This window comes from Kitasatospora sp. MAA19 (genome assembly GCF_029894125.1).
Taxonomy (GTDB): Bacteria; Actinomycetota; Actinomycetes; order Streptomycetales; family Streptomycetaceae; genus Kitasatospora.
Map to the genome: position 1 here is coordinate 458,853 of NZ_JARXYZ010000002.1, position 25,785 is coordinate 484,637.

The 25,785-nt window shown below is 73.6% G+C and carries 24 protein-coding genes; 16 read left to right on the forward strand and 8 right to left on the reverse strand.

Going from position 1 to position 25,785, the window contains the following annotated elements:
* Positions 1–27 precede the first annotated feature (27 nt).
* Complete coding sequence (locus tag P3T27_RS05150) at positions 28–543, forward strand: DUF4240 domain-containing protein (RefSeq protein WP_280674832.1); 516 nt, start codon at positions 28–30, stop codon at positions 541–543.
* Positions 544–558: 15 nt separating this feature from the next.
* On the opposite strand, the gene P3T27_RS05155 is transcribed toward P3T27_RS05150, so the two are convergent.
* Complete coding sequence (locus P3T27_RS05155; RefSeq protein ID WP_280674631.1) at positions 559–1,644, reverse strand: DUF2510 domain-containing protein; 1,086 nt, start codon at positions 1,642–1,644, stop codon at positions 559–561.
* A 177-nt stretch (positions 1,645–1,821) separates the two neighbouring features.
* Positions 1,822–2,319 carry a GNAT family N-acetyltransferase gene (locus P3T27_RS05160; protein WP_280674632.1) on the reverse strand — a complete coding sequence of 166 codons (498 nt, stop codon included), beginning with the start codon at positions 2,317–2,319 and terminating at the stop codon, positions 1,822–1,824.
* Between the two features lie 64 nt (positions 2,320–2,383).
* Here P3T27_RS05160 and P3T27_RS05165 point away from each other — a divergent pair, with 64 nt between their 5' ends.
* The 3 genes from P3T27_RS05165 to P3T27_RS05175 all read left to right on the forward strand — a co-directional run bounded on the left by P3T27_RS05165 (position 2,384) and on the right by P3T27_RS05175 (position 6,622).
* Entirely contained in the window at positions 2,384–3,289 is a 906-nt protein-coding gene (locus P3T27_RS05165) for a TIGR01777 family oxidoreductase (protein ID WP_280674633.1), read from the forward strand.
* Between the two features lie 594 nt (positions 3,290–3,883).
* On the forward strand, positions 3,884–5,215 hold the full coding sequence (locus P3T27_RS05170; protein WP_280674634.1) for an NAD(P)/FAD-dependent oxidoreductase: 1,332 nt from the start codon (positions 3,884–3,886) through the stop codon (positions 5,213–5,215).
* Positions 5,216–5,398: 183 nt separating this feature from the next.
* On the forward strand, positions 5,399–6,622 hold the full coding sequence (locus P3T27_RS05175) for a cation:proton antiporter (protein WP_280674635.1): 1,224 nt from the start codon (positions 5,399–5,401) through the stop codon (positions 6,620–6,622).
* A gap of 217 nt (positions 6,623–6,839) precedes the next feature.
* Here P3T27_RS05175 and P3T27_RS05180 read toward each other — a convergent pair whose 3' ends face one another.
* Positions 6,840–8,759: a regulator gene (locus P3T27_RS05180; RefSeq protein WP_280674637.1), complete on the reverse strand. Its 1,920-nt coding sequence runs from the start codon at positions 8,757–8,759 to the stop codon at positions 6,840–6,842.
* Between the two features lie 309 nt (positions 8,760–9,068).
* On the opposite strand from P3T27_RS05180, the gene P3T27_RS05185 reads away from it, so the two are divergent.
* The 7 genes from P3T27_RS05185 (at position 9,069) to P3T27_RS05215 (ending at position 17,106) form a co-directional block, all read left to right on the forward strand.
* Positions 9,069–9,830 carry a 3-hydroxybutyrate dehydrogenase gene (locus P3T27_RS05185; protein ID WP_280674639.1) on the forward strand — a complete coding sequence of 254 codons (762 nt, stop codon included), beginning with the start codon at positions 9,069–9,071 and terminating at the stop codon, positions 9,828–9,830.
* A 519-nt stretch (positions 9,831–10,349) separates the two neighbouring features.
* Positions 10,350–11,741 (forward strand): MFS transporter, encoded by a 1,392-nt coding sequence (locus P3T27_RS05190; RefSeq protein ID WP_280674641.1) that lies wholly within the window; start codon positions 10,350–10,352, stop codon positions 11,739–11,741.
* A gap of 59 nt (positions 11,742–11,800) precedes the next feature.
* Positions 11,801–13,708, forward strand: coding sequence for a GAF domain-containing protein (locus P3T27_RS05195; RefSeq protein ID WP_280674643.1), 1,908 nt, complete (start codon positions 11,801–11,803; stop codon positions 13,706–13,708).
* Between the two features lie 181 nt (positions 13,709–13,889).
* Positions 13,890–14,687, forward strand: coding sequence for a lipoyl(octanoyl) transferase LipB (lipB, locus tag P3T27_RS05200; RefSeq protein WP_280674645.1), 798 nt, complete (start codon positions 13,890–13,892; stop codon positions 14,685–14,687).
* A 170-nt stretch (positions 14,688–14,857) separates the two neighbouring features.
* The gene (lipA, locus tag P3T27_RS05205; RefSeq protein ID WP_280674647.1) at positions 14,858–15,811 is read left to right on the forward strand and encodes a lipoyl synthase; all 954 of its coding nucleotides are present in this window, start codon (positions 14,858–14,860) and stop codon (positions 15,809–15,811) included.
* Between the two features lie 209 nt (positions 15,812–16,020).
* The gene (locus P3T27_RS05210) at positions 16,021–16,206 is read left to right on the forward strand and encodes a hypothetical protein (protein WP_280674649.1); all 186 of its coding nucleotides are present in this window, start codon (positions 16,021–16,023) and stop codon (positions 16,204–16,206) included.
* A gap of 210 nt (positions 16,207–16,416) precedes the next feature.
* On the forward strand, positions 16,417–17,106 hold the full coding sequence (locus P3T27_RS05215) for a DUF4191 domain-containing protein (RefSeq protein ID WP_280674651.1): 690 nt from the start codon (positions 16,417–16,419) through the stop codon (positions 17,104–17,106).
* Between the two features lie 98 nt (positions 17,107–17,204).
* Here the strand turns inward: P3T27_RS05215 and P3T27_RS05220 are convergent, their stop codons facing one another.
* A complete protein-coding gene (locus P3T27_RS05220) occupies positions 17,205–17,672 on the reverse strand; it encodes an RDD family protein (protein ID WP_280674653.1) in 468 nt (155 codons plus the stop codon).
* Between the two features lie 264 nt (positions 17,673–17,936).
* On the opposite strand from P3T27_RS05220, the gene glnA reads away from it, so the two are divergent.
* The gene (glnA, locus tag P3T27_RS05225; RefSeq protein ID WP_280674655.1) at positions 17,937–19,349 is read left to right on the forward strand and encodes a type I glutamate--ammonia ligase; all 1,413 of its coding nucleotides are present in this window, start codon (positions 17,937–17,939) and stop codon (positions 19,347–19,349) included.
* A 136-nt stretch (positions 19,350–19,485) separates the two neighbouring features.
* Here glnA and P3T27_RS05230 read toward each other — a convergent pair whose 3' ends face one another.
* The 3 genes from P3T27_RS05230 to P3T27_RS05240 form a co-directional block, all read right to left on the reverse strand.
* The gene (locus P3T27_RS05230; protein ID WP_280674657.1) at positions 19,486–19,674 is read right to left on the reverse strand and encodes a hypothetical protein; all 189 of its coding nucleotides are present in this window, start codon (positions 19,672–19,674) and stop codon (positions 19,486–19,488) included.
* 256 nt (positions 19,675–19,930) lie between these two features.
* Complete coding sequence (locus P3T27_RS05235; RefSeq protein WP_280674658.1) at positions 19,931–21,028, reverse strand: PP2C family protein-serine/threonine phosphatase; 1,098 nt, start codon at positions 21,026–21,028, stop codon at positions 19,931–19,933.
* Between the two features lie 216 nt (positions 21,029–21,244).
* Positions 21,245–22,462: a cytochrome P450 gene (locus P3T27_RS05240; protein ID WP_280674660.1), complete on the reverse strand. Its 1,218-nt coding sequence runs from the start codon at positions 22,460–22,462 to the stop codon at positions 21,245–21,247.
* Positions 22,463–22,663: 201 nt separating this feature from the next.
* Between P3T27_RS05240 and P3T27_RS05245 the strand changes: the two genes are divergently transcribed.
* Positions 22,664–23,020: an arsenate reductase family protein gene (locus P3T27_RS05245; RefSeq protein WP_280674661.1), complete on the forward strand. Its 357-nt coding sequence runs from the start codon at positions 22,664–22,666 to the stop codon at positions 23,018–23,020.
* 18 nt (positions 23,021–23,038) lie between these two features.
* On the opposite strand, the gene P3T27_RS05250 is transcribed toward P3T27_RS05245, so the two are convergent.
* Positions 23,039–23,509 (reverse strand): pyridoxamine 5'-phosphate oxidase family protein, encoded by a 471-nt coding sequence (locus P3T27_RS05250; RefSeq protein WP_280674662.1) that lies wholly within the window; start codon positions 23,507–23,509, stop codon positions 23,039–23,041.
* 116 nt (positions 23,510–23,625) lie between these two features.
* Between P3T27_RS05250 and P3T27_RS05255 the strand changes: the two genes are divergently transcribed.
* From P3T27_RS05255 to P3T27_RS05265, 3 genes are all read left to right on the forward strand, one after another.
* Positions 23,626–24,174: a DUF1697 domain-containing protein gene (locus P3T27_RS05255; protein WP_280674663.1), complete on the forward strand. Its 549-nt coding sequence runs from the start codon at positions 23,626–23,628 to the stop codon at positions 24,172–24,174.
* Positions 24,175–24,310: 136 nt separating this feature from the next.
* Complete coding sequence (locus P3T27_RS05260; RefSeq protein ID WP_280674664.1) at positions 24,311–24,868, forward strand: DUF1707 and FHA domain-containing protein; 558 nt, start codon at positions 24,311–24,313, stop codon at positions 24,866–24,868.
* Between the two features lie 292 nt (positions 24,869–25,160).
* Complete coding sequence (locus P3T27_RS05265; protein ID WP_280674666.1) at positions 25,161–25,754, forward strand: hypothetical protein; 594 nt, start codon at positions 25,161–25,163, stop codon at positions 25,752–25,754.
* Positions 25,755–25,785: the final 31 nt, after the last annotated feature.

The following is a 25,785-nucleotide window of genomic DNA, read 5'->3' on the forward strand; positions in this document are numbered from 1 at the left end:
CTGGCTAACGGGGATGCTTGAGCGGTGATGGACGAGACCGACTTCTGGCAGATGATCGACGAGACCTGGGAGGCCGCCGAGGGCGATCCGGACGAGCAGGCCGACCGCCTGGTGGAACGGCTGGTCCAGCTGACCCCGGACGACGTCATCGACTTCGCCCGGCTGTTCGAGGCCCGGTTCCAGCGGGCCTACCGCAACGACCTCTGGGGCGCCGCCTACCTACTGCTGGACGGTGCCTCCGACGACACCTTCGACTACTTCCGCTGCTGGCTGATCGGCCAGGGCCGGGAGGTCTTCGAGGGCGCGCTGGTCGAGCCGGACGACCTGGCGGACCTGTTGCCGGAGTTCGACGAGGAGGAGGACGGCGAGGCCGAGGACCTCGGCTACGCCGCCGACGAGGCGTACGAGCAGCTGACCGGCCTGCCGCTGCCCGAGGTCGGCGGGCGGCAGCCCGGGCGGCCGGCCGGCGCGGCGCTGGACTTCGACGACCCGGACGTCATGGCGAAACGGTTTCCCAAGCTCTGGGAGCGCTACGGGGACTGACCGGGTCCGGCCACGTCAGGTGGTGCTGCCGCTGCCTGACGTGCCGTCCTGCTTGACGCCCTTGAGGATCTGGTCCAGCACGGACGCGTCCGGCGCGCTCGGGTCGTCGTCCACGCCGCCCTCGAAGACCACGAAGCCGCCGCCCTTGGCCGGGACGGCGGCCAGCAGTATGTAGCCCTGGGTGCCGTCCGAGGTGCGGATGTGCCAGCGCACGGCGTAGCCGAACACCCCCGCGACGGTCGCGTAGCCGGAGCCGGAGTCGGTGTGCGAGCTGATCCCGGTGAAGATCTGGCCGGCGTACGTGGGCATCGCGGCCTCGGCGGCCGCCTTGGCGGTGGTGCCCTGGACGGTGTCCTTCTCGACCGAGAACTGGCCGCGGATGCAGGAGTTGCCGTCCGCGCAGGTGTAGCGGCCGGTGCCGAGGAAGACCGTCGAGTGCGCGGAGTCGGTCGCCGCGTCCCAGCCGTCGAACACCGGGATGGTGATCGCGTGCTGGGGATCCGGGGCGGTGCTCTTGAGGGCCGGCGCCGGCTTGGGCGCGGGCACCGTCGGCGTCGGGGCGGGCGTGCCCGCGGTCGGACTGGGGCTCGGGGCGGGGCCGACGCTCTGGGTGACGGTGACCGTCGGGTTCGGGGTCGGGTCCGCCTTCGGGGAGCCGCCGCCGCTGAGCGCGATCCCGGCGATGATCCCGCCCACGGCCAGCACGCCGACCGCGATGGCGACGATCACCCCGGGCTTCATGCGGCCGGGCGCCGGCTGCTGCGGCGGGTAGCCCGGTGCCGGGTAGCCGTAGCCCGCGCCCTGGGCGGGGTAGCCGTCTTGGCCCGGGTGGCCGTCCTGGCCCGGGTAGCCGTACGCCGGGGCGGGGGCGCCGCCCGGGTAGCCGTAGCCGGGGGTGTCCTGCGGGCCGCCGTAGCCGTACCCGGGCTGCGGGGCCGTGGGCTGCCAGCCCTGGGTGGAGGCTTCGGCGAGCTGGCCGGCGCCGCCCTGGAGCGGGCGCACCTCGCTGGTCCAGGCGTTGCCGTCCCACCAGCGCTCGTGACCGGGGGTGCCGTCCGCACCGGGGACCGGGTACCACCCGGGAGGCGTCGAGTTGCTCACGGCCGTACGGTACCCGGCGGGGTGCTGGTCCAGACAGGGCGGGTCGGTCACGACTCTGCACCACTCGTCTTGACTGACGATCCGTCAGGTCCGGTGGCGGGTACGGCCGGAGGCCCGGTCGGGCCGACGGCCTGTCCGGGAGCCGGGTCGGTCGGGCAGCCGGGTCGGTCGGGCCGGTCAGTCCGCCAGGCGGCGGGCCATCCAGATGTCGTCCACGTAGGACCCGTCGATCAGGAACTCCTCGGCCAGCGAGCCCTCGACGACGAAGCCGCAGCTCTCGTAGAGCCTGCGGGCCGGGGCGTTCCAGCCGAGCACTCGCAGGGTCAGCTTGCGCGCGCCCTCGGCCCGGGCCGCCGCGCAGGCGGCCTCGACCAGACTCCGGCCGACGCCCCGGCCGCGGACCTCGGCGTCGACGGCCAGGCCCTGGATCTGCCGGACGTGCCGGTTGCTGGCCAGCGGGGTCGCCGGGACCTGGCGGATGTAGCCGACGACGCGGCCGTCCAGGAGGGCGAGCAGGAACTGCTCCGGGGCGTGCCGCTCGTCGAAGACGCCGTCCTCCTCGGGCGGCTGCGGGGAGACGTCGGACAGCGGGGACCAGGCGGCGCGGTTGAGGACGGCGAGTTCGCCCTCGTCCTCGGGCTGAGCTGGTCGGATGATCAGATCGTCCTCGTGCATGCGCGTCATGCTAATGAGACGCCCGCAAACATGACAGGGAATTGAAAACTGCGAGGATGGGCGCATGCGCATCGCTGTCACAGGCTCCACGGGATTGATCGGTTCGGCCCTCGTCCGCTCCCTGCTGGCGGACGGCCACGAGGTGGTCCGGCTGGTCCGGCACCGCTCCAGGACGGGCCCGCAGCCCGACGGCAGTACCGCGATCGGCTGGAACCCGCTGCTCGGCCAGGTCGAGCGGGACGGGCTGGCCGGGGTCGAGGCGGTGGTGCACCTGGCCGGCGCCGGGGTCGGCGACCACCGCTGGACGGACTCCTACAAGCGGGAGATCCGGGAGAGCCGGGCGCTCGGCACCGAGACGCTGGCCGTCGCGCTGGCCGAACTCAAGGAGCCGCCCCGGGTGCTGGTCAGCGCCTCCGCGGTCGGCTGGTACGGGCAGACCGGCGACCGGGTGATCGACGAGGACTCCCCCGCCGGCCGGGACTTCCTGGCCGAGGTCTGCGTGGAGTGGGAGGCGGCCGCGCGGCCGGCCGAGCGGGCCGGGATCCGGGTCGTCCACCCGCGCACCGGGATGGTGCTGTCCGCGGCCGGCGGGGCCGGCGCACGGCTGTTCCCGCTGTTCAAGCTGGGCCTGGGCGGACGGCTCGGCAACGGGCGGCAGTACTGGAGCTTCATCTCGCTGGCCGACCAGGTCGCCGCGCTGCGGTTCCTGATCGACCGGGACGACCTCTCCGGCGCCGTCAACCTCACCGCGCCCGACCCGGTCACCAACGCCGGGCTGACCGCGGCGCTCGGGCGGGCGCTCGGGCGACCCACCCCGTTCCCGGTGCCGGAGGCGGTGCTCAAGGTGGTGCTCGGGGAGCTCGCGGTCGAGGTGGTCGGTAGCCACCGGGTGGTGCCGCGGCGGCTGCTGGACGCGGGGTTCCGCTTCGCCCACCCGGACGTGGACTCGGCGGTGCGCGCGGCGCTGTGAGCGGGTGCGGGGTGGGCGGTGCGGCGGCGTGAGCCGTGCGCTGTCGTGTGCGTGGCGGTGCGTGCGGGTCCGGGTGCGCCGTACGGGTCCGGGCGTGCCGTACGGGTCCGGGCGTGCCGCGCGGGTACAGGTGTGCCGTGCGGCGATGTGAACAGTGCGTCGCGGCGCGCGCCGCGGTGCACGCGGGTCCGGGTGTGCCGCGCGACGGTGTGCGCGGGCGGGTTCGGACCGGGTTCGGACCGGGCTCGCCGACCGCTCCGGCGTACGGCGGCTACGGCATTCACCCTGGCCAGGGGCATATGCCGGGCGGGGGTCGGACGGGGCTCCGGGAGGGGGCGCATGGGAGCACAGACCGGGCGCGTCGCACGCCCCCGGTGACCGTACGCGCCCGCCGACCCCGGAACCCGGCCCCAACGGCGCACTGTCCGTGACCGCGCCCCGGTCCGGTGCCGCACTCCCCCTCCCGACCCTTGGATCGGGTCCGATGCGCTTGTCTGATGGTCGTACTGACTGGGCATCACACCGTCGGACCGTGTCCCGGCACCCCGCTGCCTGCGTCGGCCGGAGCCCCGGGACCAGGGAGGGAGCACGCCAGTGCCCACATACGACTTCACCCGCCGCGCCCGCCGCCCGTCCGACCCGGACGTCGTCGTGGTCGGCGCCGGACTCGCGGGCCTGGCCGCCGCCCGCACGCTCACCGGCCACGGCCTCACCGTCCAGATCCTTGAGGCCACGGACCGGATCGGCGGCCGGATGGCCACCCGCGAACTGGACGGCTTCCGGCTCGACGACGGCAGCCACCTGCTGAACACCGCCTTCCCCGAGCTCCGCCGCGTACTCGACCTCGACCGCCTCGACCTGCGCCCGCTCGCTCCCGGTGTCCTCGTGCACAGCGGCGGCCGCCGCTACCGCACCGGGGACCCTCAACTCACCACCGCCCGGCAGGCCGCCACCCGCGCCCCGCTCGGCAGCCCGCTGGACAAGGCCCGGCTCGGCAGCTGGCTCGGCCGGCTCGCCGCCACCCCCGCCGGCCGGCTCCAGAACCGCCCGGAGACCACCACCGCCCGCGCGCTGACCGGCCACGGGCTCGCCCCGCGCACCCTCGACGGCTTCCTGCGGCCGCTGCTCGGCGCACTGCTCAGCGACCCGGCCCTCGGCACCAGCAGCCGGATCGCCGACCTGGTGCTGCGCTCCTACGCGCGCGGACGGCTCTGTCTGCCCGCCGACGGGATCGCGGCCGTACCGGCCCACCTGGCCGCCGCCCTGCCCGCCGGCACCGTGCGCACCGGGGTGCAGGTCACCTCGATCGCCGCCGACGGCGTGGAGACCGTCGGGCACGGGCGGATCGGCGCCCAGGCCGTCGTCGTCGCCACCGACGCCCGCTCCGCCGCCCAGTTGCTGCCCGGGCTGCGGCTGCCGGACTTCCACCCCGTCACGACCTTCTACCACGCGGCCGACCGCGCCCCGCTGAACGAGGCCGTCCTGCTGCTCGACGGCGACCGGCCCGGCGGGCAGCCGCCGCTGGTCTCGCACTCGCTGGTGCTCAGCGAGCTGCACCCTTCCTACGCCCCGGCCGGGCAGGCGCTGGTCGCCACCACCGTGCTCGGGCGGCGCTCCTTCGACGCCGGCGGCCCGGCCGGGCTGGAACCGGCGGTCCGGGCCCGGCTCGCCGAGCTGTACGGCACCTCGACCACCGGCTGGCAGTTCCTGAACGTGCGGCACGTCCCGGACGCGCTGCCCACGATGCCCCCGCCGCACAATCCCCGGCGCCCGGTGCGGGTGCTGGCCGGGCTGTACGTCGCCGGGGACCACCGGGACACCAGCACCGTGCAGGGCGCGCTGGTCTCCGGGCGGCGGGCGGCGCAGGCGGTGCTGCGCGACCTCGGCGTCCCGGCCACCGCCCGGGAGGCCGAGGCGGCGGCCTGACCCGTTCGGACGCCCGGAGTGCTCGGGCGCTCCCGGACGGGCTGAGCCCGGAACACGCCGGCGGTCCTGCACGGCCGGTGCCCGGAACACACTGACGGTCTGCCGGGGTGACAGACCGGCGACGTGCCAGGATGCCGATATGACCGCTCATCGGATGATTTTCACCGTCCGGCCGGTTGCGCGGTGAGCGCCGCCATCCAGCCGGTGGCGCTGATCCTGATCCCCGCCGCGGCCGTCGCCGCACCGCTGCTCGCCGACCGGTTGCTGCGGTGGATCGCCGTCCCGACCGTCGTGTTCGAGATCGTGCTCGGCGTCCTGATCGGCCCCGACGTCCTGAACTGGGCGCACGTCGACGACCTGATCGACGCGCTGTCCCAGTTCGGCCTGGCCATGCTGATGTTCCTCGCCGGGTACGAGATCGACTTCGCCAAGCTGCGCGGCGGCCCGCTGAAACGGGCGGGCACCGCGTGGCTGGTCTCGATCGTGCTGGCGCTCGGCGTGGGCGCGCTGGTCAACCGGGACCCGTTGAACGGCGCCTTCGCCGGGCTCGCGCTCACCACCACCGCGCTCGGCACCATCCTGCCGATCCTCCGCGACTCCGGCGAACTGCCCACCCCCTTCGGCTCGTTGGTGATGGCCACCGGGGCGGTCGGCGAGTTCGGGCCGATCATCGCGATCGCCGTCCTGCTCAGCGGCAACTCCCCGGCCAGGACGGCCGTCATCCTCGGCGCCTTCGCGGTGATCACCGCCGTCGCGGTCCTCGGCGCACGGCGCCCCCGGCCCGCCTGGGCCACCCGGCTCATCGAGCGCACCCTGCGCACGTCCGGGCAGTTCGCGATCCGGGCGGTGATCCTGGTGCTCGCCGTCATGGTGGCCGCCGCGGTCTGGCTCGACCTGGACATGCTGCTCGGCGCCTTCACCGCCGGGGCCATCTCCCGCCTGCTGCTCTCCGACATCCGCCAGGCCGAGGAGGAGGTGATCGAGGCCAAGCTGGAGAGCATCGGCTTCGGCTTCCTGGTGCCGGTGTTCTTCGTGGTCAGCGGAATGAACTTCGACCTGACCGCCCTGCTGGACGACCCCGGCACGCTGCTGCTCGTCCCGGTGTTCCTGCTGCTGCTCCTGGTGGTGCGCGGACTGCCGGCCGGACTGCTCGCCCCGGCCGGGCTCGGCCGGCGGGACCGCGCGGCGCTCGGGCTGTACGGCGCGACGGCGCTGCCGCTGGTCGTGGTGATCACCACCATCGAGGTGGACGACGGGCACCTGCCGTCGTCGACGGCGGCCGCACTCGTGGGCGCGGGCATGCTCTCGGTGCTGGCGTTCCCGCTGGCGGCGCAGCGGGTACGCGGCGGCGTCCGGCCACCCGCGCCGGAGCCGGGACGGCCGCGCGTCCGGGCCGAGAGCTGGTGAGTCGCTCCCGGTCGCACTCCCCGGACGCCAACGGGCGGCGGGGGAAAGCCCTTTCGAAGGCGTCCCGGCAGGCGCTTCCGAGCGGCCCTTCCGAGCGGCCCTTCCGACGCCGGCGCACCCCTCCGGCCCCGGGCGGTCCTCCGGCCCGGGGCAAGCCCGGGCGGTACGGGTTTCCGGGACCGCCGGGCGCGTCCGGCAGTCCCTGGATCACGAGTTCCTAGATCACGCCCGCCTGGCGGGCCGTCTCCTCGAAGGCGCGGGCCACCGGGCTGCCCCGGTAGGGGATGAGGCGGCGGTGGAAGTCCCGGACGTACTCCAGCGAGCGGGCCGAGCGCATTTCCCCCGCCGCCCGCAGCGCGTCGGTGGCCATGGTGCAGGCCTCGTCGAGGTCCCCCATGCCGAGCCGGGCGGTGGCCAGCACCAGCCGGCAGAAGATCCGGCTGCGCGCATAGGCGGGCGAGCGCAGCCGCAACGACTTCTCGGCGTGCTGCGCGGCGGTGCGCCACTGCTGCAGGTCCCGGTAGCAGTGGGCGAACTCGTCGGAGAGCTGCGCCTCGTCGAAGTACCGTGCCCAGGAGGGCAGTTCGTCACCCGCCCGGGCCGCGGCCAGCGACCGCTCGGAGCGTACCAGGGCGGTGGTGCAGGCCCGGACGTCGCCCAGCAGGCCGTGGCCACGGGCCTCGGCGGCGTGCATCAGCGACTGGACCACCGGCGGCACCGCCGTGCCCACGCCCTGCTGGGCGACCCGGGCCAGCTGGACGGCCTCCCGGCCGTGGCCCAGGTGGACGGCCTGCTGGCTCATCGTCACCAGGACGTACCCGCCCAGCGCGCGGTCCCCGGCGGCCTGGGACAGGCGCAGCGCCTGGACGAAGTAGCGCTGGGCGAGGCCGTGTGCGGCGATGTCGAAGGACGTCCAGCCGGCCAGCCTGGTCAGGTCGGCGACCGCGCCGAACAGTGCCCGGCCGATCTGCTCGCCGTAGCGGCCGCGCAGCATCGGCTCGGCCTCGCTCTCCAGGTAGCGGACCAGCGCCTGCCGGGCGTGCCCGCCACCGTAGGCGTGGTCGAGCGCGCGGAAGAGGTCGCCGACGGCACGGATGGCGGCGATGTCGCCGCGGCCGACCCGCAGGGCGGGGCGCTGCTCGCGGGCCGGGTCGGTGTACGGCGGCTCGACGGCGGCGGGCGGGCGGCGGCTCTGGGTGGGGACCCGGCCGATGGGGGGCACGGCGGTACCGGCCGTGCCCACGGTGGGGCGCGTGCCGGGTGCGCCGGACATGCCGGGCGTGCCGGGCGTGCCGGGAGCCGGGCCGCGCGCTGGGCTCGCGGAAGGCGCGCCGGGCGTACCGACCGTTCCGGCCGCGGAGGGCACGGAGGGCACGGAGGGCACGGAGGTCATGGAGGGCGTGCCGGACGGGCCGTGCACGGGTGCGGACGCGGGCGGCGGGCCGGTGGCGGCGTCGGGGCGGGCCATCGTAGAGCCGTCCCGGGCGACGCGCTCGTCGGTGCGGCCGATCAGCCAGTCCCGGCTGGGGACGACCAGGCCGGCCGGGGTGAAGGCGATCCGGCGCAGTTCGGACTGCGGGCCGTTGTCCTTGCGCCACATGCTCGCCACGATGTCCACCGCCTCCTGCGGGGTCTCGGCGAACTCCAGCCCGGCGTACACCGGGGCGCAGGCGTCCAGGCCGAGGTCCTGGGCGGTGAGGCGGCGGCCGAGGCGGCGGGTGAAGACCTCGGCGATCAGTGCCGGGGTGGCGCCGCGGGGCTGCTGGCCGCGCAGCCAGCGGGTGACCGAGGTCTTGTCGTAGCGCAGGTCGAGACCGTGTTCCAGGCCGAGCTGGTCGACCCGGCGGGCCAGGCCCGCGTGCGAGAAGCCGGCCTCCTCGATCAGCGCGGCGAGTTGGCCGTTCTGCGGGGCCGGTCCGGAGTGGCCGCCCGTCGGCGCGGGGGCGGGCGCGGGCCTGGCGGGTTCGTGCCGGTCGGTTGTGGCCTGCGCGGGCAGCCGCAGTTCGTCGGCGGTCGGGGCGTCGGCGGTCAGGGCGTCGGGGGCGTCCGGCAGGGCCCGGCCGACCGGGCCTCGGTGCTGGCCGAGCGGGTCGAGCGGTCCGTACGCCGGGCTGTCGGTTGCAGGCCGTTGGGGCATGTCAGTCAACACCTCTCGGACGTCGCACCGGGCTCTACCAGCACTTCGGCTGCCTGGGGCGGCGCCCCCTGTCGGGAATCGGCGTGAATGTAGCGAGCATTCGGGCGCTATGGGTGGATCTGACCGAGCAATCCTCCGAACGGGTGAAGCAATCGCGCCCATTGTGGGGAAGCGAGGCCAGGGCGGGTTTGGCCTTCCGCGGTCGAACCGTCGATCGACGGTCATGGCGACGGACACCACAGCCCACCGGAATGCTGTAGCGGCCTGCCACATGGGAGCCAGGCCCCCGAATTCCTACCGTTCTCGGCCATGGACACCACTACAGCCCGCCCGCTCGACGGCCGGACGGCCCTGGTCACCGGGGCCGCCTCGGGCATCGGCCGAGCCTGCGCCGAGGCCTTCGCCGGGGCCGGCGCCCGGGTCTACGTCGTCGATCTCGCGGCCGGCCCGGCCCGGGAGCTCGCGGAGCGGATCGGCGGCCGCGCCATCGTCGCGGACCTCGGCGCCCCGGAGGCCGTGGAGACCCTGCCGGACGACGCCGACATCGTGGTCAACAACGCCGGTCTCCAACACGTCGCGCCCGTCCACGAGTTCCCGCCCGACCGCTTCACCCTCATCCAACGTGTCATGGTCGAGGCCCCGTTCCGCATCCTGCGCCGCACCCTCCCGCACATGTACGAGCAGGAGTGGGGGCGGGTGGTCAACATCTCCTCCGTCCACGGCCTGCGGGCCAGCGCCTTCAAGTCCGCCTACGTCACCGCCAAGCACGCCCTGGAAGGCCTCAGCAAGACCGTCGCCCTGGAGGGCGCCCCCTACGGCGTCACCAGCAACTGCATCAACCCCGGGTACGTCCGAACTCCCCTGGTGGAGCAGCAGATCGCCGCCCAGGCCCTGGCCCACGGCATCCACGAGGACGAGGTCGTCGAACAGATCATGCTCGACCGCACCGCCCTCAAGCGCCTCATCGAACCCGACGAGATCGCCCAACTCGCCCTCTGGCTCTGCTCCCCACCCGCCTCCTACATCACCGGTGCCAGCCTCCCCGTCGACGGCGGCTGGACGGCGCACTGAGACAGGCGGTGGAAAGCGAAAGAGAAGATCCACGGGCAGGCAACGTGTACGGGCCTCCTCCGGGGCGGATGCCCGCGCCCACACGGGGAGCGCAGGCCCGGCCGTCTCGATCTCGATCTCGATCAGCAGCGTCGGGGGGGGGGGGGGGCCGCCGACCCCCGGGCCCCGGCGGGGCGGAGGTGGGGGGCCGCCCCCCCCGCGGCCGCCGCGCGGGGGGGCGGCGCGGCCGGCGGGGCGGGGAGCGGGGGGGCCGCCGCGGGGGGGGGCCCCCCCCCCCCCCCCGGGGGCCCCCCCGCCCCGGCCACCCCGCCCCCCCCCGCGGGGGGGGGGGGGGGGGCGGGGCCCCCCCCCCCCCCACGACGGGGCGACCGGTGCAGGGGTGGGGGCCGAGGCCGTTATGGAGTGGCAGGCCATATCAGTGCCGTTGACTATGTGTGTTGCCAACATGTGCCGCAGCTCCGGGACTTCCTACCTTGTGGCGACATCGTCCCCGTCCCCCCTGAACCTGGAGTGGTGACCATGAACGCCTCTGCACGTGGTTCGACGGCGACCAGTTCACTCCCCCGAGTGGTGGCCGCGAGCCTGATCGGCACGACCATTGAGTGGTACGACTACTTCTTGTACGGAACAGCAGCCGCGTTGGTGTTCGGCAAGGTGTTCTTTCCGAACAGTGATCCGCTGACGGGGACGCTGCTGTCGTTCCTCACCTATGCGATCGGGTTCGCCGCGCGGCCGGTCGGGGCGCTGGTGTTCGGGCACTTCGGGGACCGGGTGGGGCGGAAGAAGCTGCTCGTCGTCAGTCTCCTGCTGATGGGCGGGTCGACCACGCTGATCGGGGTGTTGCCCACCTACAGCTCCATCGGGGTGGCGGCGCCGGTGCTGCTGACGGTGTTGCGGCTGGTGCAGGGCTTCGCGCTGGGCGGGGAGTGGGGCGGGGCGGTGCTGCTGGTGTCGGAGCACGGCGACCAACGGCGGCGGGGGTTCTGGGCGTCGTGGCCGCAGGGTGGGGCACCGGCCGGGAACCTGCTGGCGGCGGGGGTGCTGTCGCTGCTGACGGCGGTGCTGTCGGAGCAGCAGTTCCTGTCGTGGGGGTGGCGGGTGCCGTTCCTGCTGTCCGCGCTGCTGGTGGGGGTCGGAATGTGGATCCGGCTGGCGGTGGACGAGTCGCCGCTGTTCAAGCAGGCGCTGGCGGCGGCCGAGCAGCGCAAGGCGGCCCGGACGGCGGCCGAACAGCCGCCGCTGGTGGCCGTGTTGCGGCACCACTGGCGGGAGGTGCTGGTGGCGATGGGCGCCCGGATGGCGGAGAACATCTCGTACTACGTGATGACCACCTTTGTGCTGACCTACGCCGTCACCCACGCGCACTTCTCGAAGCAGACCGCGCTGAACGCGGTGCTGATCGCCTCGGCGATCCAGTTCGCGCTGATCCCGCTGTTCGGCGCACTGTCGGACCGGGTCGGGCGCAAGCCGGTGTACCTGGTCGGCGCGGTCGGGGTGGGCGTCTGGGCGTTCGTCTTCTTCGGGATGGTGGACACCAGGTCGTTCGGGTCGCTGCTGGTCGCGGTGACGATCGGGCTGGTGTTCCACAGCGCGATGTACGCACCGCAGGCCGCGTTCTTCTCCGAACTGTTCTCGACCCGGATGCGGTACTCGGGCGCCTCGATCGGGGCCCAGTTCGCCTCGGTGGCGGCCGGCGCGCCGGCGCCGCTGATCGCGACCGCGCTGCTCAAGGACTACGGCAGCGCCACCCCGATCTCGGTGTACGTCGCGATCGCGGCGGCGATCACCGTACTGGCGGTGCTCTGCGGGCGGGAGACCAGGGGCCAGGACCTCGCGGAGGTCGAGCCCGAGGCGGCGGCCGGGGCGGAGACGGAGGCCACCACCGTGGCCGGAAAGCCCGCCACGGCCTGACGGCCGAGCCGCTACGATCGCGCTTCCGCCGGACACGACGCCGATTGGCGGCACGCACCATGAACCACCCTCACGAAAGCTCCGCGCCCGCGCTGCGGCGGCTGCTCGACCTGCTCGCCTCCGGCGCCGCCACCGAGGACTTCGCCGACGTGCTGGCCGACGCTCGCCACCGCGGGGCGCCGGCCGCCGTCCTCGCCGAGATCGACGACGCCACCTGGCAGGCCCTCCGGGTGCACCGCACGCTGCGCCAACACCGGCGCCGGGAGGCGGAGTTGACGGCCCTGTTCGACACCGCCGGGGACCTCGCCGCCTCCCGGGAGCTGGACACCGTGCTGCAGGCGATCGTCCGCCGCGCCCGAATGCTGCTCGGCACCGACACCGCGTACCTGACCCTGCCGGACGTGGCCGCGGGCGACACCTACATGCGGGTCACCGACGGCTCGGTCTCCGTCCTGTTCCAGACCCTGCGGCTCAGCCTCGGCGACGGGCTGGGCGGCCTGGTCGCGCAGACCGCCCGCCCGTACGCCACCCCCGACTACCGCACCGACGAGCGGTTCCACCACACCGGCACGATCGACGAGGGTGTACTCGACGAGGGCCTGGTGGCGATCATCGGGGTGCCGCTGCTGCTCGGCGGCGAGGTCATCGGGGTGCTGTTCGCGGCCGACCGCTCGCCGCGCGCCTTCTCCCCCGACGAGGTCGCGCTGCTGTGCACGCTGGCCGCGCACGCCGCGATCGCCCTGGACACCGCCAAGGCGCTGGCCGACACCCGGGCCGCGCTCGCCGAGCTGAACAGCGCCAACGAGCTGGTCCGCGCCCACTCCGCCGCCGTCCAGCGCGCCGAGCAGGCGCACGACCGGCTCACCGACCTGGTACTGCGCGGCGCCGAGGTGCCGGACGTCGCCGCCGCCGTCGCAACCCTGCTGGGCGGTGAGATAGCCGTCCTCGACGCCGAGGGCGAGCCACTGGCCGGGCGGTCCGCGCCCGCCGCCGAACTGGCGGAGGCGGTCGCCGCGTCCCGGGCCGAGGGGCGGTCCGTCCGGCACGGCGAGTTGTGGGTGTGCGCGGTCCTGGCCGGGCACGACGCGCTCGGCACCATGGTGCTGCGCGGACGGCCCGACCTCGACGACGCGGACCGGCGACTGTTCGAGCGGGCCAGCGTGGTGACCGCGCTGCTCCTGCTGCTGCGCCGCTCGGTGGCCGAGACCGAGAACAGGGTCCGCGGCGAACTGCTCACCGACCTGCTGACCGCCCCCGACCGCGACCCGGCCGGGCTCACCGCACGCGGCCGCCGGCTCGGCGTCGACCTCGCCCGCCCGCACCTGGTCCTGGTCGCGGAACCGGCCGAACCCGTGGGGTCCCCCGGCGCGGACCGCGGCCGGCTGGCCGGGGCGGCCCGCCGGTACCTGTTCGGCTCCCGAGGCGTCGGCGCCGAGCACGGCGACGCGGTGGTGCTGCTGGTGCCGGAGGCCGGCGACCCCGAGGAGGCCGCCCGGCAGGCCGCCGAGCGGCTGGCCCGGCTGGCCGGCTTCCCGGTCACCGTGGGCGCTGGCCGCCCGGCCGCCGGCCCGCCCGCGCTGGCCGCCTCGTACGCCGAGGGCCTGCGCTGCGTACGTGCGCTGCGGGTGCTCGGCCGCGCCGGGGAGGGCGCCTCGGCCCGGGCGCTGGGCTTCCTCGGGGTGCTGCTCGGCGACGGGCACGACGTGGACGGCTTCGTCGGCGCGGCGCTCGGCCCGCTGCTCGCCTACGACGCCCGGCGCGGCACCGAACTGGTCCGCACCCTGCGGGCCTACTTCGACTGCGGCGGCAGCCTCACCCGCGCCAAGGACGAACTGCACGTCCACGTGAACACCGTGGTCCAGCGGCTGGACCGGGTCGAGGCGCTGCTCGGCCCGGACTGGAACCACCCCGAGCGCTCGCTCGAACTCCAGCTGGCGCTGCGGCTGCAGTTGCTCTCGGGGGGCTGAGCGGCTGTCCCTCGGGCGGCCCCAGGTAGCCCCCGGCAGCCTCGGGTGGCCCCAGGTAGCCCCCGGCGGCCTCGGGTGGAGTCGGGCGGAGTCGGGTGGCCTCGGGCGGCTGACCGGTCCGTACGGGCGTGGGCGTACAGTGGCGAGGTTGGTCTCGAACGCCTGGCAAGGAGCGGCAGCGGTGAGCGAGAACGTCGATTTCGTTCGAATGGGGATAGGCGAGGGCGTCATCGCCTACCAGGAGGCCTGGGAGGAGCAGCAGCGCCTGCACGCGCTGCGGGTCGCGGACGAGATCCCCGACACCGTGCTGCTGCTGGAGCACCAGCCCGTCTACACGATGGGCAAGCGCACCAACCCCGCCGACCTGCCGATGGACGGCACCCCGGTGGTCGAGGTCAACCGGGGCGGGGAGATCACCTGGCACGGCCCCGGCCAGCTGGTCGGCTACCCGATCGTCAAGCTGCCCGACCCGATCGACGTGGTCGCGTACGTCCGCCGGCTGGAGGAGGCGCTGATCCGCGCCTGCACCGAGTTCGGCGTCGGGACCACCCGGGTCGAGGGCCGCAGTGGCGTGTGGGTGCTGGGCGAGTCCATCCCGGACGCCGTGGTGGACCCGGCGCAGGTGGTGGACATCGGCAAGCTGACCCTGCGCATGGGCCTGCCGCTGGGCATCGACCCGCGGCTGGCCGGCCCCGAGTACGCACCGTCCAACGCCGGCCAGCGCGGCGACGACCGCAAGCTCGCCGCGATCGGCGTGCGGGTCGCCCGCGGGGTGACCATGCACGGCTTCGCACTCAACTGCGACCCGGACATGACCTGGTTCGACCGGATCGTGCCGTGCGGCATCCGGGATGCGGGCGTCGCCTCGCTCGCCGGCGAGCTGGGACGCGGCTTCACCGTCGGCGAGGCACTGCCGGTGGTCGAGCGGCACCTGTCGGACGTGTTCGCGGAGCTGCCGGAGCCGGCGCTCACCCGCTGAGGACCGTACCGCCCGGCACACCCCGGACGCTCTCGGCACCCTCGGCACCACCCGGGAATCTACCGGCCAGTAGCTCTGTTGCCCTGCGATTGCGGGGCAACGGGCGCCGCGAAGGCCGTACAACCACAGGCGTACCCTGGGGGTACCCCGTCTAGTTCTAGGAGTCGCACGTGTCCGCTGTCGCGCCCGACGGCAGGAAGCTGCTCCGCCTGGAGGTCCGCAACAGCGAGACCCCCATCGAGCGGAAGCCCGAGTGGATCAAGACCCGCGCGAAGATGGGCCCGGAGTACAACGCCCTCCAGTCGCTGGTGAAGAAGGAGGGGCTGCACACCGTCTGCCAGGAGGCCGGCTGCCCCAACATCTTCGAGTGCTGGGAGGACCGCGAGGCGACCTTCCTCATCGGCGGTGACCAGTGCACCCGCCGCTGCGACTTCTGCCAGATCGACACCGGCAAGCCCGCCGAGTTCGACCGGGACGAGCCCCGCCGGGTCGCCGAGTCCATCGTCACGATGGACCTCAACTACGCCACCATCACCGGCGTCGCCCGCGACGACCTGCCCGACGGCGGCGCCTGGCTGTACGCCGAGACCGTGCGCCAGGTGCACGCGATGACCGCCGACCGCGCGAGCGGCCGCACCGGCGTCGAGCTGCTGATCCCCGACTTCAACGCGGTGCCCGAGCAGCTGGCCGAGGTCTTCTCCTCCCGCCCCGAGGTGCTCGCGCACAACGTCGAGACGGTGCCGCGGATCTTCAAGCGGATCCGCCCGGCGTTCCGCTACGAGCGCTCGCTGGACGTCATCACCCAGGCCCGCGCGGCCGGGCTGGTGACCAAGTCCAACCTGATCCTGGGCATGGGCGAGACCCGCGAGGAGGTCAGCCAGGCGCTCGCCGACCTGGTCGGCGCCGGCTGCGAGCTGATCACCATCACCCAGTACCTGCGCCCCTCGCTGCGCCACCACCCGGTGGAGCGCTGGGTCAAGCCGCACGAGTTCGTCGAGCTCCAGCAGGAGGCCGAGGAGCTGGGCTTCGCCGGGGTCATGTCCGGCCCGCTGGTGCGCTCCTCCTACCGGGCCGGCCGGCTGTACCGGCAGGCGCTGGAGCGGCGCGAGCAGGCCGCGGTCTGAGCTGGCGCCTTGAGTCGCCGCTCTTGAGTCGCCGCTCTTGATCCGGCGCTTTTGAGCCACCCGCATCGAGCGAAGGGCGGAGCCTCGGCTCCGCCCTTTCGGCTTCACCACGCTTTGACTGGCCGGTCACCGCCTGGTAACACGGGGTGGTGATGATGGACTCATTGCGAGCGTTCGATTCTTCTCAGCCACGAGGGGAGCTGTTCGGCATGCGGATGCGAATCCGGTCGGTCGGGGTTGCGCTGCGGTTCGCCGAGAGCGTCCTGCTGGCGGGTGGCCAGCGGCAGGCCCGGCGCAACGCCTGGGCGGCAGTCTGCGAGAACCGCCGGTACGCGGCGGACCGCCACCACGACGCGCCGTCGCCCGGGCCGGTGGGGACGTCCGCACGACGGTGAGGTCCGTACAGCGGTGAGGCCGGGGCGCCGGTGAGGCCGAGTCGCCGGTGAGGCCGGGGCGACGGTGACATCCGGACGGCGGCAAGGGCGGCAGTCCGCCCGCGGCCGCCGGTCGCTGTGTGCGACGGCGCAGGGCACTCGGGTCACGGATCGAGCGAACGGGTACCCGGGCTTGGATATCCCGTACCCGTGCCACGTACCATGAGCGTTATGGCGAGGGAAACATCCGAGAACCCCGGGCGACTGAAGCAGATCCGCCTGGCGTACACCATGACCAAGAAGGTCGACACCAAGATCGGCCTGATCATCGCCGGCGTCGGCCTGCTGACCTTCGGCGTGTTCCTCGCCATCGGCTTCGCAATCGACCACCCCATCTACCTGGGCATCCTGGGCTTCATCGTGGCCTTCCTGGCCATGGCGATCGTCTTCGGGCGCCGGGCCGAGCGCGCGGCGTTCGGACAGATGGAGGGGCAGCCGGGCGCCGTTGCGGCGGTGCTGAACAACATCCGACGTGGCTGGAGCTCCAACTCCACCCCGGTCGCGGTCACCCGTAACCAGGACGCGGTCTACCGCGCGGTGGGCCGGGCCGGCATCGCGCTGATCGGTGAGGGCAACCCGAACCGGGTGCGCCAGCTGCTGGCCTCCGAGAAGAAGAAGATGGCCCGGGTGGTCGGCGACGTGCCGGTGCACGACATCGTGGTGGGCAACGGCGAGGGCGAGATCCCGCTCAAGAAGTTGCAGATCCACCTGATGCGACTGCCCCGCGCCATCACCGCCGCCCAGGTCACCGAGACCAACGACCGTCTGCGCGCGCTGGGCGACCTGCTCTCCAAGGCGCCGATCCCCAAGGGCCCGATGCCCAAGGGTGCCCGGATGCCCAAGGGCGGCCAGGTCCGCTGACCCTCCCCCGTCCCTGACGACACGTGAACGGCCCCGCCGCGGAGATCCCGCGGCGGGGCCGTTCATCGTTGTGCGGCGGGGCCGTTGGAGGCCGGGGCCTAGATCCGGACCTCGACGGTGCCGACCGCCTTGTCGTGCAGGCCGCGGGCGTCACGGTCCCAGACCAGCGGCGGCACCACCAGGCAGAGCAGCAGGGTGCGCAGCAGGACCTGCGGGATGGTCGCGCGGCCGCCGTCCAGACGGATCACCCGCAGGCCGAACAGCCGCTTGCCGACGGTCGTGCCGGTGGTGGCGAGCAGCACTGCCGCGACCACGAAGTAGAGCGGGCTGGTCCACAGGTTCGCCTCGGCCGGGCTGCCCTTGCCGATCAGCCCGTAGGCGATCAGGGCGACCAGCCAGCCGTCCACGAACAGGGCGCCGATGCGACGGCCGGGGCCCGCGATCGAACCGGGGCCCTCCTTGGGCAGGCCGAGGCGCTCGCCGCGGTAGCCGAAGTCGGCTCCCATCTTCTCGGCGGCCGCCTTCGGGCCGTCGATCCACGATCCCAACGCTTCTCTGGTGTCCACGAATCCACACTAACCGGGCGGCCCGTCCACACCGCCACCGGCTCCCCCGAACGCCACGGGCGAGTGAATCGCGCTGCCGGAGCTTTCCAAGTGGTCCAGACCACTTGTACACACCCGACCCGGTCGGCGGTGCGTTTTGCCCCCGTACGGTACGACTTTGCCACCCGATCGGCGGCCGTGGTTAACATTTACGAAACGACCGGGTCACCGACCGGAAACGGCCCGTTCCTAGGGTGAGCCCCATTCGCACGCCGAGGAGGATGTATGTTCAACAACGCCGCCGAAGTGAAGCAGTACATTCAGGACAACGACGTGAAGTTCGTCGATGTCCGCTTCTGCGATCTGCCGGGCGTCATGCAGCACTTCTCCGTACCTGCGGCGACCTTCGACCCGTCCGAGATCCTGATGTTCGACGGCTCGTCGATCCGCGGCTTCCAGGCCATCCACGAGTCCGACATGGCCCTGGTCCCGGACCTCGCCACGGCCCGGCTCGACCCGTTCCGGACCGAGAAGCACCTCAACATCAACTTCTTCATCCAGGACCCGGTCACGGGCGAGGCCTACAGCCGCGACCCGCGCAACGTCGCCAAGAAGGCTGAGGCCTACCTCGCCTCCTCCGGCATCGCCGACACCGCGTTCTTCGGGCCCGAGGCCGAGTTCTACGTCTTCGACTCGGTCCGCTTCGAGACCAGCGCCAACGCGTCCTTCTACCACATCGACTCGGAGGCCGGCGCCTGGAACACCGGCGCCGCCGAGGGCGACGTACGCGGCTACAAGGTCAAGTACAAGGGCGGCTACTTCCCCACCCCGCCGGTGGACCACTTCGCCGACCTGCGCGCCGAGATGTCGCTGGAGCTGGCCAAGTCCGGCCTGGAGGTCGAGCGCCAGCACCACGAGGTCGGCACGGCCGGCCAGGCCGAGATCAACTACAAGTTCAACACGCTGCTGCACGCCGCCGACGACCTGATGCTGTTCAAGTACATCATCAAGAACGTCGCCTGGCGCAACGGCAAGACGGCCACCTTCATGCCGAAGCCGATCTTCGGCGACAACGGCTCGGGCATGCACGTCCACCAGTCGCTGTGGACCGAGGGCTCCCCGCTCTTCTACGACGAGCAGGGCTACGCCGGCCTCTCCGACACCGCCCGCTACTACATCGGCGGCCTGCTCCGGCACGCCCCCTCGCTGCTGGCCTTCACCAACCCGTCGGTGAACTCCTACCACCGTCTGGTGCCGGGCTTCGAGGCGCCGGTCAACCTGGTGTACTCGCAGCGCAACCGCTCGGCCGCGATCCGCATCCCGATCACCGGCTCCAACGCCAAGGCCAAGCGCATCGAGTTCCGCGCGCCCGACCCGTCCTCCAACCCGTACCTGGCCTTCTCGGCGATGCTGATGGCCGGCCTCGACGGCATCCGCAACAAGATCGAGCCGCTGGAGCCGGTCGACAAGGACCTCTACGAGCTGGCCCCCGAGGAGCACGCCAACGTCCCGCAGGTGCCCTCCTCCCTCCCGGCCGTGCTCGACGCCCTGGAGGCCGACCACGAGTACCTGCTCGCCGGCAACGTCTTCACCCCGGACCTGATCGAGACCTGGATCGACTTCAAGCGCACCAACGAGATCGCCCCGATCGCCCTCCGCCCCCACCCGCACGAGTTCGAGCTGTACTACGACCTCTAAATCGCGGTCGTCGGCCTTGATCGGGCCCCGTCGTGCTCCTTGTGGGGACGGCGGGGTCTTTGGTTGGTGGTGGTGGCTGGCGGCGGGGCTTGGGGTGGCCGGTGCGGGTGGGGGCGGCCGATCGGGTGAATCAGTGTCATCGAGTGCTGTGCCGAGGGAAGTCCGGTTGGACGGCCTCGCCCACGGCCTCTCCGTCGCCGACCTCGTCCCCGTCCCCGACGTCCTCTCCGTCGCCGACCGCGACGCGGACCGGCGGTACGACCCCGCCCGTCAGCCCGACCCACAGCGCGAGCTCGTCGGCGAGCGGTGGAACACTGCCCAACACCGGCGGCTCGTCGTCCGACTCGCTGATCGCCGTCCTGGGCGGCGTGGCGCTGTGCGCAGTGGCCTACCGCCGGCCCGGACGGCACAGCTGACGCAACGGTGAACAACTGAACACCTGACCATCCCCGGTGGCGCCGCCCCCAGCGGCGCCACCGGCGCGTTCCGCCCGGGCGAGCGGCCCCCGGCCCGGGGTGCCTCGCCTGTCGGGGTGGGTCAGGTGGTGAAGTGGAGCGCGGGCAAGGCGAGCCCGGGACGGCCTACGGGCGCTCCGGGGTGAGGGCCAGGACGGCGAGGTCGTCGGCGAGCAGGCCGGCGTACTCGTGGACGTCCTGGGCCAGGAAGGAGACCAGCCGGTCGGGCGAGGTGGTGCCGAGGGCCGCGAGGCGGCGGTCGAGCGGGTAGAAGGCTCCGGTGGCGTCGCGGGCCTCGCTCACGCCGTCGGTGTAGAGCAGGACGGTGTGGCCCGGGGGCAGGGCGACCGCGGTCGGCTTGCCGCGTTCCTCGGCGGGCCCGAGGTGGCCGAGGCCGAGGGGGAGTTCGTCCGCGCAGGACACCGGGGTGATGGTGTGGCCGGTGAGCAGGAGCGGGGTGGTGTGGCCCCGGTTGACGATCTCCACGCAGTCGGAGCCCGGCCGGTACTGCAGCAGGACGGCGGTGACGAACAGCTCGTCGTCGCCCCGGTCGGCGGCGTCGCGCAGCACGGAGCGGTCCAGCTGGTCGGCGAGGTCGACCAGGTCGGGGGTGTCGTGCGCGGTCGCCCGGAAGGCGCCGAGCACGTCGGCCACCGTCCGGACCGCGCCGAGGCCCTTTCCGCGGACGTCGCCCAGCAGCACCCGGACGCCGAAGCGGGTGTCGCACACCTCGTACAGGTCCCCGCCGACCAGCACCTCGGCCTGGGCGGGGCGGTAGAGGCCGGCCACCCGCAGGCCGCCCGCCCGTTCGGGCACCGGGCGCAGCACCGTGCGCTGCAGGGTCTCGGCGACCGTACGGGCGTGCAGCAGGTTGCGGTTCTGCCGGGTCCGCTGCCAGGACAGGGCGGTGCCCATCACCCCGGACAACAGCGTGGCGATGTAGACCCAGACGTGGTGCTGCTCGTTGATGTGGCCCGCCCGCAGGGCCAGCACGAGTTGCAGCGCCAGGGAGCCGGCCGAGGCGGTGGCGGTCAGCACCGGGCCGTAGCTGAACGCCGCCACCACGGGCAGTGCGGTCAGCAGGAAGCCGGCCGCGACCGCGTCCGGGACGACCGCCTCGGCGACCAGGTCGAGCAGCAGCAGGAGCACCGGCAGCCAGGGCACCCAACGCGGCACCCTGGGTTCCACGGCCGCCCGGTGCGGCGGGCGGGGTGCTACGGGCACGGCGGGGACCTCCTGGCCGACCGGTCCGGAATGACCGGTTCATCCCTCCATGTTCTCCTATGAACGGTCCGGTCACGAACGGCCGAATGTCCCGGTTTTCCCGGCCGGCCGGGCCTGGACGCGCGGCGTCAGGCCTGGCCGACCGAGGGTGACGAACGCCCTGGCCGGCGGGACGGGGGCGGGGCGGGGGCGGGGGCGGGACGGGGGCGGGGGCGGTCAGCGCACGGTCACCGGCAGGGTGTCGAAGCCGCGCAGGACCAGGCGATCCCGCCGACTGGGCACGCCGCCGGGGGCGAGTCGGGGAAAGCGGTCCAGCAGGGCGGGCATCGCGACCTCGGCCTCCAGCCGGGCCAGCTGGGCGCCGAGGCAGTAGTGCGGGCCGCCGCCGAAGCTGAGCGGCTGGCTGTCGCCGCGGGTCGGGTCGAACACCTGCGGGCGGTCGTACCGGGCCGGGTCGTGGTTGGCCGCGCCGAGCAGCAGGAGCACCACGGTGCCGACCGGAACGGGCAGGTCCTCGACGGCGAGCCCCTCGGTCAGTGCGACCCGCGAGGTGAGCTGGACCGGGGAGTCGAAGCGCAGCACCTCGTCGGTGAACGCGGCCGGGGTGATCGCACCGCTGCGCAGGCCCGCGGCCGCCTCCGGATGGCGGAAGAGCAGGGCCAGGCCGTTGCCGAGCAGGTTGGTGGTGGTCTCGAAACCGGCCACCAACAACAGCACCAGGTTGGCCAGCAGCTCCCGGGCGGGGAGCCGCTCCGGATCGTCGACGGCGATCCGGGCCAGGTCGGTGACCAGGTCGTCCTGGGGGCGGGCGAGGCGCTCGGCGGCCAGTTCGGTGAAGTAGCCGGCGAGCTCGTCGGCGGCCGCGTCGGCCGCGGTGAGATCGGAGCGGTCGTCGATGAACTCCAGGGCGACGGTGAGGTCGGAGGCGAGGTCGCGGAAGCGGTAGCGGTCCGGTTCGGGGACACCGAGAAGTTCGCAGATCACCCCGACCGGCAGCCGGAAGGCGAAGGCGTCCATGAAGTCCACCGGCGAGCCGTCGGCGCCCTGCTCGGCCATCCCGTCCAGGAGCCGGGCGACCGCCGCCTCCACGGCCGGGCGCAGCGCGGCGACCCGGCGGGCGGTGAACACCGAGGCGATCAGCGAGCGGACCCGGGGGTGGTCGGGTGCGTTGCGCTGCAGGATCGAGCGGCCGAACAGCGCCATCGACGGGTGCTCGGCGAACTCCGGGGCCAGGCCCGCCATCATCTCGGCGGTCGCGACGGCGAAGGCGGGGGTGCGCAGCACCTTGTCGGCCGCGGCGTGGCCGGCCACCAGGAAGGTGTCCGGGCCGGCGGGCATCGCCGCGCCCAGCTCGTGCGCCCTCGCGTACAGCGGGTACGGGTCGGCCCTGCCCTCGCTGGTCAGCAGTTCCTCGATGATCGACGTGCCGTCCATCCGGTGCACCCCTCCCGAAGCCCACGTTCCTGATGCGTGAACCACCGACGGGGGCAATGGAGTTCCCGTCCGGCGGGGTTCCGGCGGGTTCCGGCCGGGTTCCGGCGGGGTTCCCGTCCGGCTCGGGTGCGCATCCGGCCGCGGCTCCCGTGCGACCCGGGTTCGCACGCGGGCGTCGAGGCGGCTCGGTAGGGTGGCCGTATGGAAATCTGGATCAACCCGCGCTGCGGCAAGTGCCGGTCGGCACTCGGCGAGCTGGAGGCCGTCGGGGCCAAGTACACCGTGCGGCGCTACCTGGAGGATCCGCCGACCGCCGCCGAGCTGGAACAGGTGCTGGAGCGACTGGGCCTGGAGCCGTGGGACATCACCCGCATCGAGGAGCCGGTCGCCAAGGACCTCGGGATGAAGCGGTGGTCCCGGGAGTCGGCGGACCGGGCGCGCTGGATCGCGGCCATGGCGGAGCACCCGATCCTGATCCAGCGGCCGATCATCACCGCGGACGACGGCCACGCCGTCGTGGCCCGGACCCCCGAGGCCGTCAAGTCCGTACTGCCGTAGGGACGCCGCCGGGGGCGGTCAGTGCAGCTCGATCCGCTGCACCGGCCGACCCGGGTGCCAGTTGGAGATCCACAGCCGGCCGTCCTCCACGGTGGTGTGCACCACCTGCTCCAGGTCCAGCCGGAAGGCGTGGAAGGGGGTGGGCGGCGGCTCGGGAAGATCGGCCACGTAGGCGGTCAGTTCGGCCTCGTCGGTGATCTCGACCGCACGGCCGGAGACCTTGGAGTCCCCACCGGCCATGGTCTCGTCCCCCGGGTGGGCGTGCAGCGCGAAGCGGCCGTCCCGCTGGAGGTCGCGTGCCTTGACCGAGCCGTACATCGACCCGATCATCAGGTCGGCTCCGATGAAGCCGACCTCCGTCCCGCTCACCCGGGGCGAACCGTCCTTGCGCAGCGTCGCCAGGACGTGGTGCTTGTCGGCCTCGAACCGGGCCCGTACGAGGGGCGCCAGATCGGGTGCCTGCTGCTCGAAATCCTGCCAGGTAGCCATGGCGCCAGTCTGGCACCGGGCACTGACAGCCGCCGGGCATCTCCGCCGGCCGGGTGCCCACCGTCGCCCCCCACCGCCGCCCGGGCATTGTCGGTGGCCGGTGCCAGACTGGCGGGGTGACCACCACGACCACGTACATCGCGTTCCTGCGGGCCATCAACGTCGGCGGCCGGACCGTGAAGATGGAGCGGCTGCGGGCGCTCTTCGCCGAGCTGGGGCTGGCGGGCGTGCGCTCCTACATCCAGAGCGGCAACGTCTTCTTCAGCACCGACGAGCCGGACCGCGCCGCCCTCACCCGGCGCATCGAGGAACACCTGGAGCGGTCGCTCGGCTACCCGGTGCCGGTGATGCTGCGGACGGTCGACGAGGTGGCCGCGCTGCTCGCCGCCGAGCCGTTCCGGGGCATCGAGGTGACGCCCGACATCCGGCTGGTCGTCGCCTTCCTCTCCGAACCGCTGCCCGCCGCCCTCGCCCTCCCCCGCACCTCGCCGAAGGGCGACCACGAGGTGATCGGTGCCGACCCGGGCGCCGCGTACGTGGTGGTCCGTCTGCGGGACGGCCGGTGGGTCACCGGGGACCTGTTCGGCAAGGCCTACCGGGGGTCGGTCACCGCCCGGTTCCTGCACACCACCGAGAAGATCCTGGCGGCCGCCCGGAAGGGCTGACCACCTCCGGCCGGCCGCCACCGCGACCGGAACCGCGGTCGCGCACCAGGCGTCTGAAGTGCAGTGACGTACTCACTCCGCGTCGGCGCACGGCGTGATCTGGACAGTCGGAGCCGGCCGAGCCGAGAATCGGGCCATGACGTCTCCTGAGTTCCGCACCGGCGCGGTCTCGCCCTCCGGCGCGGTCCGCCCCTCCGACGCCGAACGGGACCAGGTGCTCGGGGTGCTCAAGGACGGCGCGGGCAGCGGGCGGCTGTCGCACGACACCTTCCTCGGCCGGATGGAGATCGTCCTGCACGCCACCAGCCGGGGCGAGTTGGACGAGGCGATGAGCGGGCTGCCGACCGGGAACCCGGTCGAGCGCCTCCTGCTGCGGACGGTCGGCCGGATCTCCTCGTTCGGGGACCGGCTGAGCCGGGCCTGGCGCGCCGAGCGGCTGCCCGGGCTGAGCCTGCCGGAGACCGGGGCCGGGCAGTTGACGATCGGTCGGATCATCGGCTCGGGGTTGCGGCTGCACGACGCCTCGGTGTCCCGGAAGCACGCCGAGCTGCGGCACGAGGGCGGCGGCTGGGTGCTGTACGACCTCGGCTCGACCAACGGCACGCACGTGAACGGGCGCCGGATCGCGGGCGGGGTCCGGGTCCGGCCGGGCGACCAGGTCCGGTTCGGGAACCTGGAGTTCCGGCTCGCCTAGGGTCCGTCGCTCCCCCGGGCGGCCGGTCGGTGCGGGAGCTGTCGCGGTGCCCGCTGTCACGACGGCCCGTCCCGGAACTCCTCGATGGCGGTGCGGATCTGGCGGGTCAGCACGGCGTGCCGCCACCGGCGCTGGCGCTGGCGCCGCCACCGGCGCCGGCGGCCAGGATGCGCTCGGCGGCCGGCAGTCGGGTGATCAGCGGGGGTTGCCGGAGGGAGGTCACCGGCGGACGGTGGCACTCACGGTCGGCCGGGGCGGTGGCGTTGTCAGTGGTGGGTGCAAGGATGCGGGCATGACCCAGGAGACGGCTCCCACCCCCGACGTGCTGCGCGAAGCCCGCGAACGGGCCCGCGAGTTGATCCGGTGCGGCTTCCAGGACCCGGACGAGATAGCCGAGTCCCTGGTCGAGGTCCTCGACGACCAGGGGCTGACGCAGGAGGAGGCGGAGCGGATCGTCGCTCCGCTGTGGGCCGAGCGGCTGGCCGAGCAGGCTTCCTGGCCCGCGACCACGGACGTGGACCGGCTGGCGGCGGCCTTCGACGCGCTGGAGGAGGAGGGCGTCGTCGCGGCGATGGACTTCACCTGCTGCGCGGGCTGCGGCTATGCGGAGATCGGCGGCGAGGCCGACGAGGGCTCGCACGGCTTCGTCTTCTTCCACCAGCAGGACACCGAGGCGGCGGCCGACGGGCGGGGCCTGATGCTGCGTTACGGCGGTTTCCACACCGGGGAGGAGGCCGCCGAGGTGTCGGAGCGGCGGACGGCCGAGGTCGGGCGGGCGGTGGTGGCCGCGCTGGAGGCGGCCGGGCTCCCGGTGGAGTGGGACGGTTCGCCGCATACGGCGATCCGGGTCACTCCGCTGGAGTGGCTCAACCGCCTGCCGGAGTAGGCGCCGGGGAGTCCCGGGTGAACGTCTGGGC